Consider the following 14,846-nt stretch of genomic DNA (forward strand, 5'->3'; position numbering starts at 1 on the left):
TTTGACCTAGCTATAAACCGAAATTGGCTTATCAGTTGGCTTTACGGGGAATGGCAGCTGAGTCTCGCCTTCGAGGTGTTCATCAATCGCCGCGGCAGCTGCCCGTCCCTCGGCTATTGCCCAAACTATCAGGCTTTGGCCTCTGCCCGCATCCCCTGCCACAAACAAAGCATCCTTGCTGCGGTATTTACCGTCGCGAGAAATATTACTTTGAGCATCTATCTCAGCCTTTAGCTGGGTGGTTATTGTGTCTGACTCTGGGCCGGTGAAGCCGAGTGCGAGTAGAACTAAATCGGCCTTCATTACTCTTTCAGTGCCAGGCTTCGGCACTCGTCGTCCATTCACAAATTCGGTATCCGCAACTTTAATGCCGGTTACCTGACCGTCTTCGCCAATAAGTTCGACCGTTGAGTGCAAGTATTTGCGGTCGCCGAATTCTTCGTGGGCACTTGAAATTTCAAAGACTCTTGGATCCATTGGCCAGGGCTGATCCGCGGTTCGTTGTTCTTCGGGCTTCTGACCAATAGCGATTGTCGTGACCGAAGCAGCCATTTGCCTGGTAGCGGTTCCTAGACAGTCTGCTCCAGTGTCTCCGCCGCCAAGAATTACAACGTGCTTACCCTCGGCACTTAGCTGGTCCTCTACTGTGTCGCCAGCCACAACTCGGTTTGCCTGTGTGAGGAATTCCATTGCGAAATGGACTCCAGCTAGGTCCGAGCCTGGCACATCCAAAGCTCTTGGAGTGATTGCCCCAGTTGCCACCAATACGGCGTCGTAGCTGAGCTTTAGCTCTTCCCAGGTAATGTCAACGCCGATGTTTACTCCAGTGCGGAACCTGGTGCCCTCGGCTGTCATCTGAGCGAGGCGCTTGTCGATGTGGCGCTTTTCCATTTTGAAATCCGGAATGCCGTATCTGAGCAAACCGCCGATGCGGTCGTCCCTTTCGAATACAGCTACTGTGTGGCCAGCTCTAGTCAGCTGTTGAGCAGCTGCTAAGCCTGCTGGACCAGAGCCCACGACGGCTATTGTCTTGCCGGTTAGTCGATCTGGAACGCTCGGGGTAACAAAACCTGAGTCGAAAGCATCATCGATGATCGAAACTTCGATCTCCTTGATTGTTACAGCGGGCTGGTTGATGCCAAGCACGCATGCGCTTTCGCAGGGTGCTGGGCAGAGCCTGCCGGTGAACTCTGGAAAATTATTTGTCGAGTGCAGGCGATCTATCGCCTCTTTGTTCTTGCCTAGGTGGGTTAGGTCATTCCATTCCGGAATAAGGTTTCCAAGCGGACACCCGGCGTGGCAGAAGGGAATGCCACAGTCCATGCAGCGCCCGGCCTGCTCCTTGATTACCCCAGAGTTCCGCTCTTCATAAACCTCTTTCCAGTCCTTTATTCGAACTGGAACGGGCCTGCGTTTCGCTGTCTCACGATCAGTGACTTTTAGAAATCCCCTTGGGTCAGCCATTAGTTACCTCCAAGATTTGTGTCCAAACTTCTTCACCGTCTAGGTCTATGCCTGTTGCCCGAGCATCCTGTTGAATCTCAACTATGCGTGCGTAGTCCCTAGGCATAACTTTCACGAACTCTTTCGCGTAGGTCGAAAAATCGTCCAGGATAATCTTTGCTAGCGGAGAGCGAGTCAGGTCAAGGTGTTGCTCAAGTATTGCCTGGAGTTCGTCCTCTCCTGTCTGATCAAGAACGCTCAAGGTAATTTCGCCCAGCTGAAGGGCTTCGCGATTCACCTTTGACTCTGACAGCCTGTGAACATAAGCGATACCCCCGGACATGCCGGCGCCCAGGTTGATTCCCGTTTTTCCGAGGATGACTACTCGTCCACCGGTCATGTATTCCAGAGCATGATCTCCCACGCCCTCTGCAACCGCGACGGCTCCAGAATTTCGAACCATGAATCGTTCACCCACGACTCCGTTTAGGAAAATCTTGCCTGAAGTGGCTCCGTAGCCGATGACGTTTCCAGCGATCACGTTTTCAGACGCGAGGAAGCCGGCGGTCTCTGGTGGTCTGACGCTTATGATTCCTCCAGAAAGGCCCTTGCCGACATAATCATTGCAGTCACCTTCAACATCAATTTGAAGACCTCGAGGCATGAACGCGCCCAAAGACTGGCCGGCACTGCCGGTTAGGGTGAGTTTCAGGGTTCCAGGTTCTAACCCTTGTTCGCCCCACTTCTTGGTGAGCTCATTGCCAAGCATCGTTCCGATTGCTTGCATGGTGTTGTTTATCTGGCTCTTGATCTCAACGGCCTTGCCGTCTTTGAGCGCAAGCTTCGCTGTCTCAATGAGTGGGAAGTCGAAGTGTTTCTCTAGCTCGTGATCCTGTGAGCTCGAGCAGTATTGAGTCTGAGTAGTAACTATGTCCTTAGCCGCAAAAATCGGCGAAAGGTCTAAGCCATCTGCCTTCCAGTGACGAATCGCCCTATTCACATCTAGCACTTCTACTTGACCAATGGCCTGTTGCAGTGTCCTGAAGCCAAGTTCAGCTAGGTACTCGCGAACTTCCTGCGCCAAAAACTCAAAGAAGTTGACAACGTGATCAGCTTGACCGTGGAATCGCTTTCGGAGGTCCGGGTTCTGGGTCGCCACGCCTACCGGACAGGTATCGAGGTGGCAAACACGCATCAAGATACATCCCTCCACCACAAGCGGAGCGGTTGCGAATCCGAATTCTTCAGCACCAAGTAAAGCGGCAATGATCACGTCTCGTCCGGTCTTCATGGAGCCGTCGACCTGCACTACAACACGGTCGCGTAGGCCATTGAGCAGCAGAGTCTGCTGAGTCTCGGCAAGGCCCAGCTCCCAAGGGGTTCCAGCGTGCTTCAAAGAATTAAGAGGGCTGGCGCCTGTGCCACCATCGTGGCCAGAAATCAGTACTACATCTGCCTTGGCTTTTGCCACACCGGCCGCGACGGTTCCAACACCGAACTGAGATACCAACTTGACGTGAACTCTGGCGGCGCGGTTTGCCCGCTTGAGGTCAAAGATCAATTGCTTCAGATCCTCGATGGAGTAAATGTCGTGATGAGGAGGCGGAGAAATAAGCCCTACACCCGGTGTCGAGTGCCTAAGTTCCGCAATCCATGGGTAAACCTTGTTTGGAGGTAGCTGCCCGCCCTCGCCAGGTTTCGCTCCCTGAGCCATCTTGATTTGAATGTCGTCAGCATGAGTCAAATACATCGAGGTCACACCAAATCGTCCGGACGCAACCTGCTTCACAGCACTGCGTCTTTCACGATCTAGTAGTCGCTCTACTGATTCTCCGCCTTCTCCGGTGTTACTCTTTCCGCCAAGTCGATTCATCGCAATTGCAAGAGTTTCGTGGGCTTCCGGACTAATTGATCCCATGCTCATTGCCCCGGTTGCGAATCGCTTCACAATTGAATGCACCGGCTCCACCTCGGAGATTGGCACTGGAGTGCGTAGCTCCTTGTTGAGGCTAAATAGCCCTCGAATAGTCATCAAGCGCTCAGCCTGGTCATCGACTGCATTGGTGTAGGACTTGAAAATCTCGTAGTTCTTTTGAGAGGTTGAGTGCTGAAGCTTAAAAATGGTCTCAGGATTAAACAAGTGAGGAGGGCCGTCGCGACGCCATTTCATTTCGCCACCCACGTCCAGAGGAGTGCTGTCTTGATTGGCACTTTCCATTGGGTATGCGGCTGCGTGACGCTGAGCAATTTCAGAGTGCAAAATCGGCAGGGCTACCCCACCAAGCTTCGTAATCGTGCCGGTGAAGTATTTGTCCACTAACTCCTGGGAAAGTCCAATTGCCTCGAAGCACTGGGCGCCACCGTAAGAAGAGACCGTTGAGATACCCATTTTCGACATAACCTTCAAGACACCTTTTCCAAGCGCCTTGATCATGTTTTTGCTACTTCGCTCCATCGTTATGCCGGTGATTGTCCCATTGAAAACGAGGTCCTCTGCTGTTTCGAGTGCCAAGTACGGATTTATTGCAGATGCACCAAATCCAATCAGGGTTGCGACGTGGTGAACATCCCTAGCATCGCCAGCTTCAATAACGAGCCCGGCCATCATTCTGGTTCCGTTTCGAATGAGGTGGTGGTGCACGGCGGAACAAGACAGTAGCGAAGGAATAGGAGCTAGCTCCCGATTGGAATCTCGATCAGACAGCACGATGAAGGTCGCTCCGGCTAACAGGGCTTGGTCAACTTCTGCACAGATTGCCTCAAGGCGAGCCTCGAGTGCCTCGGGACCGTCGTCGACTCGATACAAGCAGGAGATTGTGACTGCCTTACCAATGTTGTTAGCTCGGTCTATGTGCTTAATCTTCGCCAACTCATCGTTGCCAATGATTGGGTAATCCAAAACCATTTGCTTCGCGTGCTCGGCGTTGGCTTCCAAAAGGTTCCTTACCGGACCAATGCTTGTTGTCATCGAGGTCACGACTTCTTCACGAATTGCGTCTAGCGGTGGGTTTGTAACCTGCGCGAATTGCTGTGTGAAATAGTCAAAGAGAAGCTTTGGCCGCTCTGAAATGGCAGCGATAGGGGTGTCGGTTCCCATTGCTCCGATTGGTTCTTGTCCAATTCTTGCCATGGGAGCAATGAATATCTTTAGGTCTTCTTCGGTGTATCCAAAGGCACGTTGCCTACGCTTAACGGACTTGCTCGAATAACGAACGTGCTCGCGGTCGGGAAGATCGCGCAAGTTAATCCGGCTTGCTTCGAGCCACTCGCCCCACGGCTCTAGGGACGCAACCTCGGACTTGATTTGCTCGTCCTCAACTATTTGTCCGGCCACAGTGTCAATCAGGAACATCTTTCCTGGCTGCAATCTACCTTTTCGAACAATTTTGTCTGGAGAAATATCAGCGACGCCGATCTCAGAGGCAAGGATTATAAAACCATCCTCTGTGACTACAAATCGACCGGGTCGAAGTCCATTTCGATCAAGAGTTGCGCCGACCAGGTCACCGTCCGTGAACACTACTGCCGCCGGCCCATCCCAAGGTTCCATAATCATCGAGTGGTATTCGTAGAAATCTCTTAGCTGTGGATCAAGATCCAGTTGCTTTTCCCAGGCGCCCGGAATCATCATCATCATGGCGTGTGGAAGCGAACGGCCCGATAGGACCAACAGCTCCAAAACTTCATCATAAGTTGCTGAATCAGATGCGCCCTTCGAGACGATTGGTTTTAGCTGGTCGATGTCACCAAGTAGCTCAGAGGAAAGCTGTGACTCTCTTGCCGCCATCCAGTTGGCATTGCCCTTGACGGTGTTTATTTCGCCGTTGTGGGCGATGTAGCGGAACGGGTGGGCCAATGGCCACGACGGGAAAGTGTTGGTCGAGAATCGACTGTGGACAAGTGCCAGCAGGGACTCGTAGCGCTCGTCACTGAGGTCTGGATAAAAAGGCTCAAGCTGCAAGGTGGTAACCATGCCCTTGTAGACGATTGTTTTAGATGAAAGAGAACAAAGGTAAAGGCCAATTTCTCGCTCACTTCTGTTCCTGGCCCGGAATAGCCTGCGCTCTAGGTCCATGCCTGCGATTAGGTCACTGGATGAAACAAATACCTGTTCAATCAGGGGCATCGCCTTTTTTGCAAGATCTCCAAGAACTGAGCTATCGGTGGGCGGGGTGCGCCAGCCCAAAACCGTCAGCGACTCCTCGTCACATATTGCCTGAAACCTGGCCTTGTCCTTGGAAGCGGTTTTGGCATCCATGAAAACAAGACCGACCCCGTAAGTCCCGCTTGCTGGTAAGTCGAAATCGACGACCGCGCGGAAAAAGCCGTCTGGCATTTGCGTCAGTATCCCGGCACCGTCGCCTGTCCCGGCGTCGGAGCCGACTGCTCCACGGTGCTCTAGGTTTCTAAGGGAAGACAGCGCCATGTCCACAACATCGTGACCGGCATAACCCCGAAGTGTCGCCACCATTGCCAAACCACAGGCGTCACGCTCTTGGGCAGCATCGTATAGCCCCTGGTTCTTGGGCGTGGTGGCAAACTTGTGGAACGGTCCGTTGTTAACCATGGTGACTCCAATCGAATTCTTTTCGGAGCTTCGTTGGCCCGACCTTTATGTCTTATTAATGAGCTATTGGATTATTTAGCAGCGTCCTTGCTGGTGTCGGCTAGCTGATCGACAGGTTCTCTGCCGTCGAGCCACACCGAGGGTTCCTTGCCGGGGTGTCGGCGAGTCTGAACCAAGTAGATAACTACTCCGATTGCAATACCGGTCAGCGCCGACCAGATATTTATTCTTAGTCCAAGGATAATCTCACTTGGGTCAATTCTGATAGCTTCTATCCAAACTCGTCCAGTTGAATAAACAATCAAGTAAAGTGCAAAAACCTTGCCCCATTGAAGTTGCAACTTCCTGCCAAGCCAAATCAACGCCACGACGCCTGTCAGATTCCAAATCATTTCGTAGGCAAAAGTGGGGTGAAAAGTCAGTCCATCTGGCAAGCCGAGCGGATACGCAGGGTTAGAACTTGGAATCTCGAGCCCCCAGGGAAGAGTTGTCGGTAGACCAAATAGTTCTTGATTGAAGTAGTTTCCAAGCCTCCCGATGCCTTGAGCGAGAAGCATTCCTGGAGCTACGGCGTCTAAAACCGATAAGAATCTGATCCCAGCCTGCCTCGAACCGATAAACACTCCAACCGCTCCGAGAATCAGGGCTCCATAAATAGCAAGGCCGCCCTCCCAAATTTTAAATATGTCAAGAAGATCGGCGCCTTGATAGAAGTAGTCGTTTGGATGGGTAAGAACATGGAAGAACCTGCCCCCAAGAATCCCAAATGGGACAGCCCACAGCGCGATATCTAAGAACAAGCCCGCAGGGGTCCCCCTGGCTTTTAGCCTGGCATCAGTAAGGATGGTCGCGATAACTATGCCGCTAAGAATGAACAGCGCGTAGAAATGAATTCGAAATGGCCCCAAATCGATAAAGCTGATTTCGGGCGACGGGATACCTACGATTAATTCCATCGTTTTATCCTAGGCCCGCAGCCAGTTCTTTGGTTTTCGCAACTAGGCCTGACAGACCCTCATCGCGATAGGCCTTCACAAAGGCAGTTCCAACAATTGCACCATCGGCATAACTGTTTACTTCACGAACCTGCTCGGCGGTGGAAATTCCTACTCCCACACAGGTCGGTGTCTCGCTAAGGCTTTTCACTCGACCCACTAGCTGCCTTGCAAGAGAATCGAGAGTGGCACGCTCCCCAGTTATGCCCATTGTTGAGACTGAATAAACAAAGCCCTGAGACGCATCGGCGTTCGCAGTCACTCTTTCATTGGAGCTCGAAGGCGCAACCAAAAACACTCTGTCTAGACCCTTAGATTGGCTGACTTCCAGCCAATGCGCCGCCTCGTCCGGAACAAGATCCGGAGTAATCATTCCCTGAGCCCCGGAAGCGAGCATGTCTTCAGCAAACTTTTCGACGCCGTACCTGAGAACAGGGTTCCAGTAGCTCATGACCAACAACGGTGTGGAAACTTTTGCACGAACCTGGCGAATGACATCGAAAAGGTCCCTTAGCACGAAGCCTGCTGCTCGTGCTTCCTCGGTAGCGACCTGAATAACCAGACCGTCCATTACTGGATCACTGTAGGGAACTCCGATTTCAAGTACGTCGCAGCCGTTTTGGGCCATTGCTACTAGTGCATCAACTGAGTCCTTGACAGTTGGATAGCCGGCTGGGTAGTAACCAACCAAAGAACCTTTACCTGATTCTCTATTCGCCAGGAGAGTGTCATGTACTGAGCTCATTTATCTCCCATTAGGCCGAAGTACTTTGCAGCTGTTTCCATGTCCTTGTCTCCGCGTCCGCTCAAGTTCACAAGGATGTGAGCCCCGGCCGGTAAGACCTTGGCCAGATGTTCTATTCCTGCTAGCCCGTGCGCCGTTTCGATTGCGGGGATAATGCCCTCTGTTTGAGAAAGCAATTTCATCGCGCTCATAGCCTCGGCGTCGGTAACGCCGTGATAACTAGCCCGGCCTAGATCCTTGAGCCATGAGTGCTCCGGACCGACTCCCGGGTAGTCAAGACCAGCAGAAATTGAGTGTGATTCCATTGTCTGACCATCGGCATCCTGAAGCATGTAGCTCTTGGCACCGTGCAAAACTCCTGGTGTCCCCATCGATAGAGTTGCGGCATGGCGCGGAGTGTCAACACCGTCGCCCGCGGCCTCAAACCCCCAGAGCGCAACGTCCTCGTCATCCAAAAAGGCGTGGAATATTCCAATCGCATTTGAGCCGCCACCGACACAAGCTGCCACTGCATCTGGAAGTTTCCCTGTTAGCTCAAGCATTTGTTCACGAGCCTCGTAACCGATCACGCTATGGAAGTCTCGAACCATAGTCGGGAACGGGTGTGGTCCCGCAACTGTGCCAAGCAGATAGTGAGTGGAATCAACGTTGGCAACCCAATCTCTAAGCGCCTCGTTGATCGCGTCTTTGAGAGTTCTTGAACCTGAAGTCACTGGGATTACTTCTGCGCCCAACAGCTGCATTCTCGCGACATTCAGGGCTTGTCTTTCGGTGTCAACTTCGCCCATGTACACAACGCAGTCCAGCCCAAAGAATGCTGCCGCCGTCGCACTTGCTACGCCGTGCTGACCAGCTCCAGTTTCGGCAATTATGCGCTTTTTGCCCATCTTTTTTGCCAGGAGCGCTTGGCCCATAACATTGTTTATCTTGTGGCTACCGGTGTGGTTCAAATCTTCTCTTTTTAGAAAGACCCTAATGTCGCCAAAGTGCGCTGCGAAGCGCTTCGCCTCAGTGATTATGGATGGGCGACCGGTATAAGTCTTGTGGAGTTCAGCAAGCTCAGCTATAAACCCAGGGTCTATTCGCATCGCTTCGTAGGTGGCCTCGAGTTGATCGAGAGCTGCAATTAGTGGCTCCGGAACGAATCTGCCGCCGTATTCGCCGTAGTAAGGTCCTACTTGTTCAGAGAGTTTCATTGTGTTGATAATCCTAAGTTGCGTTAATAAATTCCGGAATTAGCAAGCTGGGATCCCCGGTGACTAGGGCTTGTCCAACTAGCACGACATTGGCACCAGCGTTCCAGTATCTGGCTACGTCTTGAGGCTTTTTTACTGACGATTCCGCCACCTTTATTGTCTCGTCAGACAGAAGATGCGACATGGTCTCAAAGAGCCGCAGGTCGGTCTTGAATGTTTGCAAGTCCCTTGTGTTTATTCCAACCAAACGGCTCCCCGCGGCGTTGGCGATGTGAATTTCTTCTGCCGTGTGCGTCTCAACAAGCACGTCTAAGCCCAAGTCCGCAGCGAACTTAGACAACCTTAGGAAATCAGGCTCCTTGAGCCAGCTGAGAATCAAAAGAACGAACGATGCTCCGTGAGCACGAGCCTCCAATATCTGATACTCACAGGATATGAAGTCCTTGCGAAGTGTTGGGATTGATACGGCATCGCTGGCATGTCGAAGATCATCTAGAGAGCCGCCGAATCCGGATCGCTCTGTTAGAACCGAGATTGCATGTGCCCCACTTTGCTCGTAAGTAAGTGCTAACAATCCGGCATCAGGGATCTCGGCCATGTGTCCTACCGAAGGGCTAAATCTCTTTATTTCGGCAATAATTTTGATTTTGGGGGCAGGCTCAAGGGCTTTCAGTGCTGAGACTGCGGGCTCCATGTTTTCCACCAGGGCCTCTAGAGATTCGATACTCACACTCTTACTGCGAATATCGGCATCATCACTTGCTGTAGCGAATAATTCGTCCAGCACTAGTGAGACTTCGAGTGCTTGCCGCCGACTCCGAAGCCAGATTTCCTAAGAATGAGACCAGCTAACGGACCAAGGACGGCCAAGACGGCTGAAGCCCAGACTAGAGCGGGGATGTCCAACCAGAAAAATAGCGTTCCAATTGCGAAGGCTGTTAGAACAATAATTACGGTCGCCCAGGCTGCCACGGAGTTTCCGTGTCCTGGCTCGGTATTGGAATTAGACATTGCGCCCTTCTTGGATGTTTTTCAATTCTAGCAAGCAGTTTTACTGCTCATCCCACAGGTTTTGCGGGTCGGAGTTTGTTTCGGTCGATGCAATTGATTGTTCCGGTTTCTTTGAACGTCCTGGCTGAAAGACCGCAAGCGCGAAAATTATCCCCGTCACTCCGGCCATTGCGATGTAGACCCAGTAGCCGAATTTCACCACAACGCCGAAACCGGCTGCAGTTGCTAGGCCTGTGGCGCTGGAGATCAACTCGACCACAGCACTTGCATCTGACCAGCTGGTGAGCAACAACACCCCAATTACGGCTCCGGAAATCACCGATGCAATCGCCGCCATTGATCGACTGAGAAGGCGGTAACGAGCTATTAGCGACACAAGAATAACTATCAGAGGTACGAGGCTTGTCAAGGGATTGAGTTCTGACCCAATCAAGGTTCCTATCAGTGTTGATTCGTCGGAATGAAAGTCCCTAACATCGACCCAGGAAAGAAGTGAAGTTGATAGCCACAAGGCTGCAACTAAGGTTCCCAGTGAAATAAGTTTGATCATTTTTTCATCGCATTCGCAGCGGCGACTGCACGTAACACAACGGCAGCTTTTGCAATTGTCTCGGCGTACTCGGTTTCTGGTACTGAATCAAGAACAATGCCAGCTCCGGCTTGCACTCTTGCGGTTCCATTTCTAAGAACCGCCGTGCGTATCGCTATTGCAAGGTCTGAGTTGCCTTGAAAGTCGAAGTATCCGACAACTCCGCCGAATAACCCTCGATAACTTTGCTCCAGGTCATGGATTATTTCCAGGGCTCTTGGCTTTGGTGCTCCGGAGAGCGTTCCAGCCGGGAAGGTTGCCAGCATGGCTTTGACGATACTCGTTCCAGGGATCAGCGACCCCTCGACGGTTGACACCAAGTGCATAATGTGCGAAAAGCGGTGAATTTGCATAAATTCACTCACTCGAACTGAAGTGGGATCGCAGACTTTCAGCAGGTCGTTTCTGGCAAGGTCAACCAGCATCAGGTGCTCGCTGCGCTCTTTTTCATCCCCCAGTAGGTCTTCGGCAAGCTGATTGTCTGTGGATGTGTCTTGACCCCTGGGCCGAGAGCCGGCTATCGGGTGAGTGACAACGTTTGTGCCCATCACTTTCACGAGTGCCTCTGGAGAGCTTCCGACGATCGCGAACGGCCCGTCTTGATCCTCGCATCTGATTAGGTACATGTACGGGCTGGGATTCAATGCCCGAAGCGCCCGATACACGTCCAGAGCATCAGCGGTTATCTCATGGTCAAATCGCTGAGAAATCACAACCTGAAATACATCTCCTTTTCGGACATGTTCCTTGGCTAGCTCGACTTTTTTGAGAAACTCACCCTTGGGAGTGTTTGATACTGCATCCGGCTCCGGCCAATTTGGCTCAGAGACCATCGCAGGCGTTGGCATTTCAACGATTTTCTGCATGTTGCTAATTGCATCTAGGGCGTGACTGTAGCTTTCCGTAAGGGGTGTGCCATCGACGAAGACCACGCTTACTAAGAGCAGTTCAGATTTCTGGTGATCCATCACCACAAGGTCTGAAAATTGATTAAAACCGTATAGCGGTATCGAGTAGTCGGCTGGCCTGGCCTCTGGGAGTTTCTCGGTGAGGTTCACCGCCCCCCAACTCAGGAAGCCAACAAGTCCTGAGCTCAAGGGAAAATCGACTGGACTCGATCTCCAGGCCGTTTGAAGAATTTCTAAAGCGGCTATCGGGTCTTCGGGGAGTAAGGAACCATCGGGAAGACACTTCGCATCCCCTATCCAAGTTGCCTTGTCGTTTGTGGCCGTTAGCTGACCTCGGGACGAAACCCCAATAAATGAATATCTACCCCAAACTCCCTGTTCTGCTGATTCCAGCAAAAAAGTGTCCGGCCTAGCACCCGCGAGCTTTTGGTAAACACCAATTGGGGTTTCACTTCCGCTAAATAGCCTCTTAACAACTGGGATTACGTTGTAGTCGCTGCTGAGTTTCTCAAGCTGTTCGTAGTCGATCAACTAGATCTCCTCGAAGCAGCTGACGGTTCCAATGTGGCAGGTCGGGCCTGCAGGCTTGACCATGGCCAAAATAGTGTCACCGTCGCAATCTAGGGACAAAGAATCAATTGCCAAAGTATTGCCACTAGTTTCACCCTTGTGCCAAAGCTGGTTTCGGGATCGAGAGTAGAAGTGCATCTGTCCCGTTGCGACAGACTTTTCCAGGGCCTCAAGGTTTGCATAGGCAAGCATTAGAACTTGCATGGTTTGACTGTCTTGAATCACAACGGGAATCAATTGGTCGCTTGAGAATTTGACTTGATCCAACGCTAACTGTCTCATCTAGCCTCTATTCCTGACTGTTCAAGCGCTTGCTTGACTTGTGCAATCGAGATTTCCCCGCTGTGAAAAACACTAGCTGCGAGCAGCGCATCTGCACCAGCCTGAGCCGCCTCGACAAAATCCGATATTTTGCCGGCTCCCCCAGAGGCGATGATAGGAACTGCAGCTATCTTTCTGACCTTCTCGATCAGTTCAAGATCAAAACCCTCTCGGGTGCCGTCTGCATCGATGCTGTTGATAAGAAGCTCGCCGGCTCCCAGTTCCTGCACTTTTTCTATCCACTGCATCGCATCTAAACCGGTTTCCTGGCGGCCACCGTGTGAGGTAACGACGAATCCTGAGGCCGAATCGGCGCGCTTAATGTCTAGCGAAATAACCAAAATTTGGTTACCGTGCTCTCGGGCAATCTCAGCCAATAGCTCAGGTCTGGATACACCTGCCGAGCCGATCGATACTTTATCGGCTCCCGCTTCGAGTAGCAGCGAAACATCCTCGAGGCTCCTGATGCCCCCGCCGACAGTGAGCGGAATAAATATCTCCTCCGCGCACCTAGTGACCATGTCCCTAGTTGTTGAGCGGTTCTCGGTAGCAGCCGTAACGTCTAAAAATGTAAGTTCATCCGAGCCCTGAAGATAGTAGTTGCGGGCCAAGTCCACCGGGTCGCCGCTGTCTACAAGGTTCCGAAAGTTGACACCCTTTACCACCCGACCGCTTGCAACATCTAGGCAAGGTATCACTCTGACTGCAGGCACTATATTCTCGCTGCGTGGATGGCTGACACCAAAATTGCTCTAGCCCCTGCGGCGTATAGCTCATCCATTATTTGATTCATTTGGACTGCTGGAACCAGTGAACGAACTGCAACCCAGTCCAAGTCGGCCATTGGGGAGATCGTTGGCGACTCTATCCCAGGCGTTATCTTGGTAGCCGCGTCGAGCACTTTCTTTGGGCAGTCGTAGTCGATGATTACATACTCTCTGGCCACTAATACGCCCTTCAGGCGCATCAAAAGCCCGTTCGCATCACTCGATTTGCCAGGAGCACTGATTAGCCTCGCCGTAGAGGTCAAAATCGTTGGCCCAAAAATCGCGAGGCCAGCCTTTCGAAGCGTGTTACCGGTTGATACAACATCAGCTACGGCATCTGCAACGCCGAGCTTTACGGCCGACTCGACCGCTCCGTCGAGTTTGATGATTTCACAATTTACGTTGAGTTTCGCCAAGTAGTTTGCGATCAGGGTTGGGTATGCGGTTGCAAGCCTCTTGCCTTCTAGCTGGCTCGGATCAGTGAAGCCAGAGTCAATTGGCGCTGCAAATCTAAATGTAGATCCACCAAAGCCAAGATCAGCAATTTCCTCTGCCTCGGACTCCGAATCCATCAACAGATCAAGCCCGGTTAGACCAACATCTAGGGATCCCGACCCAACATAGGTCGCTATGTCTCTTGGCCTCAAGTAGAAAAACTCTATGTCGTTTACCTCATCGACTAAGTGAAGCTCTTGAGTGTCTCGTCTTGTCTGGTATCCAGCCTCTTTTAGCATTGCTACCGCTGATTCAGAAAGAATGCCCTTATTCGGTATGGCTACTCGCAGCATCAGAGCACCTGCTCAACTGCAGACAAGGGAACATTTCTAGAAATCAATATCAGTTGAATGTAATAAAGCAGTTGGGATGCCTCCAGGGCAACCTGCTCATCTGACTCATGTTCTGCAGCCATCCACAATTCCGCTGCTTCCTCGACGAGTTTTTTGCCAATCGAATGAATACCCTTTGCCAATAACTCGTTAGTTCCAGAGTGGTTATCGGGCATGCTTGCCGAGCTCACGAGCTCGTCATAAAGGGTGTCGAAGGATTTCATACCCCTAGATTACAGCGAATCACTGAGGATTCGACGCTGCCAGCGCTAACGTTCGAAGCCGAAGTATCTGATTGGCCCTATCTGGGTCGTTGTAGATAGCAGAACCTGCCACGAATGAGTCGGCCCCCAAGGCAGCCAGCTGAGCGATGTTTGACTCAGTCACTCCCCCGTCGACCTGCAGTGCCACGGTTGCGCCAGAGTGTCTTATTAGGTCTCTAGCCTGGGCAATCTTTTCCAAGGTTTCAACCAGAATTGGCTGCCCCCCGAAGCCGGGCTCGACCGTCATTACTAACAGCATGTCTACCTCTTGGATCAATTCTGCAATCTCTGAAACCTTGGTAGCAGGCTTGATGGCAACTGCGGCTTTTACACCAGCTGCTCTGAGTTTTCGCGCCAAGCTAATCGGCTCGCTTGCAGCCTCAAGATGGAACGTGACTGAAGCCGCACCTGCCTGGGCATAGCCGATCGCCCACTTATCCGGGTTTTCAATCATTAGGTGAACATCCAAAGGAATTGGAGATACTTGAGCAAGCCTTTCGACAATCGCGGTGCCCAAGGTCAGATTCGGGACGAAGTGATTGTCCATGACATCCACGTGAGCCATGTCAGCCGACGCAATAGAAATAAGCTCGGCCTCCAAGTTCGCGAAGTCGGCACTGAGTATTGAAGGATTTATGTGCATT

General features: G+C 51.9%; 14 protein-coding genes. All 14 read right to left on the reverse strand.

What is annotated here, in order from left to right; all coding sequences use genetic code 11:
- Window positions 1-6: 6 nt before the first annotated feature.
- Window positions 7-1,464 carry a glutamate synthase subunit beta gene (locus tag IMCC13023_RS04425; RefSeq protein WP_007541688.1) on the reverse strand — a complete coding sequence of 486 codons (1,458 nt, stop codon included), beginning with the start codon at window positions 1,462-1,464 and terminating at the stop codon, window positions 7-9.
- Window positions 1,457-6,010 carry a glutamate synthase large subunit gene (gene gltB, locus IMCC13023_RS04430; RefSeq protein WP_007541690.1) on the reverse strand — a complete coding sequence of 1,518 codons (4,554 nt, stop codon included), beginning with the start codon at window positions 6,008-6,010 and terminating at the stop codon, window positions 1,457-1,459. Before gltB ends, IMCC13023_RS04425 begins: the two co-directional genes overlap by 8 nt.
- A 71-nt stretch (window positions 6,011-6,081) precedes the next feature.
- Entirely contained in the window at window positions 6,082-6,966 is an 885-nt protein-coding gene (lgt, locus tag IMCC13023_RS04435; protein ID WP_081478849.1) for a prolipoprotein diacylglyceryl transferase, read from the reverse strand.
- Between the two features lie 4 nt (window positions 6,967-6,970).
- Window positions 6,971-7,750, reverse strand: coding sequence for a tryptophan synthase subunit alpha (trpA, locus tag IMCC13023_RS04440; protein WP_040325177.1), 780 nt, complete (start codon window positions 7,748-7,750; stop codon window positions 6,971-6,973).
- Complete coding sequence (trpB, locus tag IMCC13023_RS04445; protein WP_007541696.1) at window positions 7,747-8,946, reverse strand: tryptophan synthase subunit beta; 1,200 nt, start codon at window positions 8,944-8,946, stop codon at window positions 7,747-7,749. Before trpB ends, trpA begins: the two co-directional genes overlap by 4 nt.
- A gap of 13 nt (window positions 8,947-8,959) precedes the next feature.
- Window positions 8,960-9,733, reverse strand: coding sequence for an indole-3-glycerol phosphate synthase TrpC (locus IMCC13023_RS04450; RefSeq protein WP_040325179.1), 774 nt, complete (start codon window positions 9,731-9,733; stop codon window positions 8,960-8,962).
- Window positions 9,733-9,957: a DUF6704 family protein gene (locus IMCC13023_RS04455; RefSeq protein ID WP_040325181.1), complete on the reverse strand. Its 225-nt coding sequence runs from the start codon at window positions 9,955-9,957 to the stop codon at window positions 9,733-9,735. Before IMCC13023_RS04455 ends, IMCC13023_RS04450 begins: the two co-directional genes overlap by 1 nt.
- 40 nt (window positions 9,958-9,997) lie before the next feature.
- On the reverse strand, window positions 9,998-10,507 hold the full coding sequence (locus IMCC13023_RS04460) for a Trp biosynthesis-associated membrane protein (protein WP_007541702.1): 510 nt from the start codon (window positions 10,505-10,507) through the stop codon (window positions 9,998-10,000).
- Complete coding sequence (locus IMCC13023_RS04465) at window positions 10,504-11,985, reverse strand: anthranilate synthase component I (RefSeq protein ID WP_007541704.1); 1,482 nt, start codon at window positions 11,983-11,985, stop codon at window positions 10,504-10,506. Before IMCC13023_RS04465 ends, IMCC13023_RS04460 begins: the two co-directional genes overlap by 4 nt.
- Window positions 11,986-12,306 (reverse strand): phosphoribosyl-AMP cyclohydrolase, encoded by a 321-nt coding sequence (gene hisI / locus IMCC13023_RS04470; RefSeq protein ID WP_007541706.1) that lies wholly within the window; start codon window positions 12,304-12,306, stop codon window positions 11,986-11,988.
- Window positions 12,303-13,061: an imidazole glycerol phosphate synthase subunit HisF gene (hisF, locus tag IMCC13023_RS04475; RefSeq protein WP_040325183.1), complete on the reverse strand. Its 759-nt coding sequence runs from the start codon at window positions 13,059-13,061 to the stop codon at window positions 12,303-12,305. Before hisF ends, hisI begins: the two co-directional genes overlap by 4 nt.
- Window positions 13,058-13,900 (reverse strand): ATP phosphoribosyltransferase, encoded by an 843-nt coding sequence (gene hisG, locus IMCC13023_RS04480; RefSeq protein WP_007541710.1) that lies wholly within the window; start codon window positions 13,898-13,900, stop codon window positions 13,058-13,060. Before hisG ends, hisF begins: the two co-directional genes overlap by 4 nt.
- A complete protein-coding gene (gene hisE, locus IMCC13023_RS04485) occupies window positions 13,900-14,163 on the reverse strand; it encodes a phosphoribosyl-ATP diphosphatase (RefSeq protein ID WP_007541713.1) in 264 nt (87 codons plus the stop codon). The genes hisG and hisE overlap by 1 nt, the downstream gene beginning before the upstream one ends.
- A 19-nt stretch (window positions 14,164-14,182) precedes the next feature.
- A complete protein-coding gene (gene rpe, locus IMCC13023_RS04490) occupies window positions 14,183-14,845 on the reverse strand; it encodes a ribulose-phosphate 3-epimerase (RefSeq protein WP_007541714.1) in 663 nt (220 codons plus the stop codon).
- Window position 14,846: the final 1 nt, after the last annotated feature.

Origin of the sequence: Candidatus Aquiluna sp. IMCC13023 (assembly GCF_000257665.1) — a bacterium.
GTDB lineage: Bacteria > Actinomycetota > Actinomycetes > Actinomycetales > Microbacteriaceae > Aquiluna.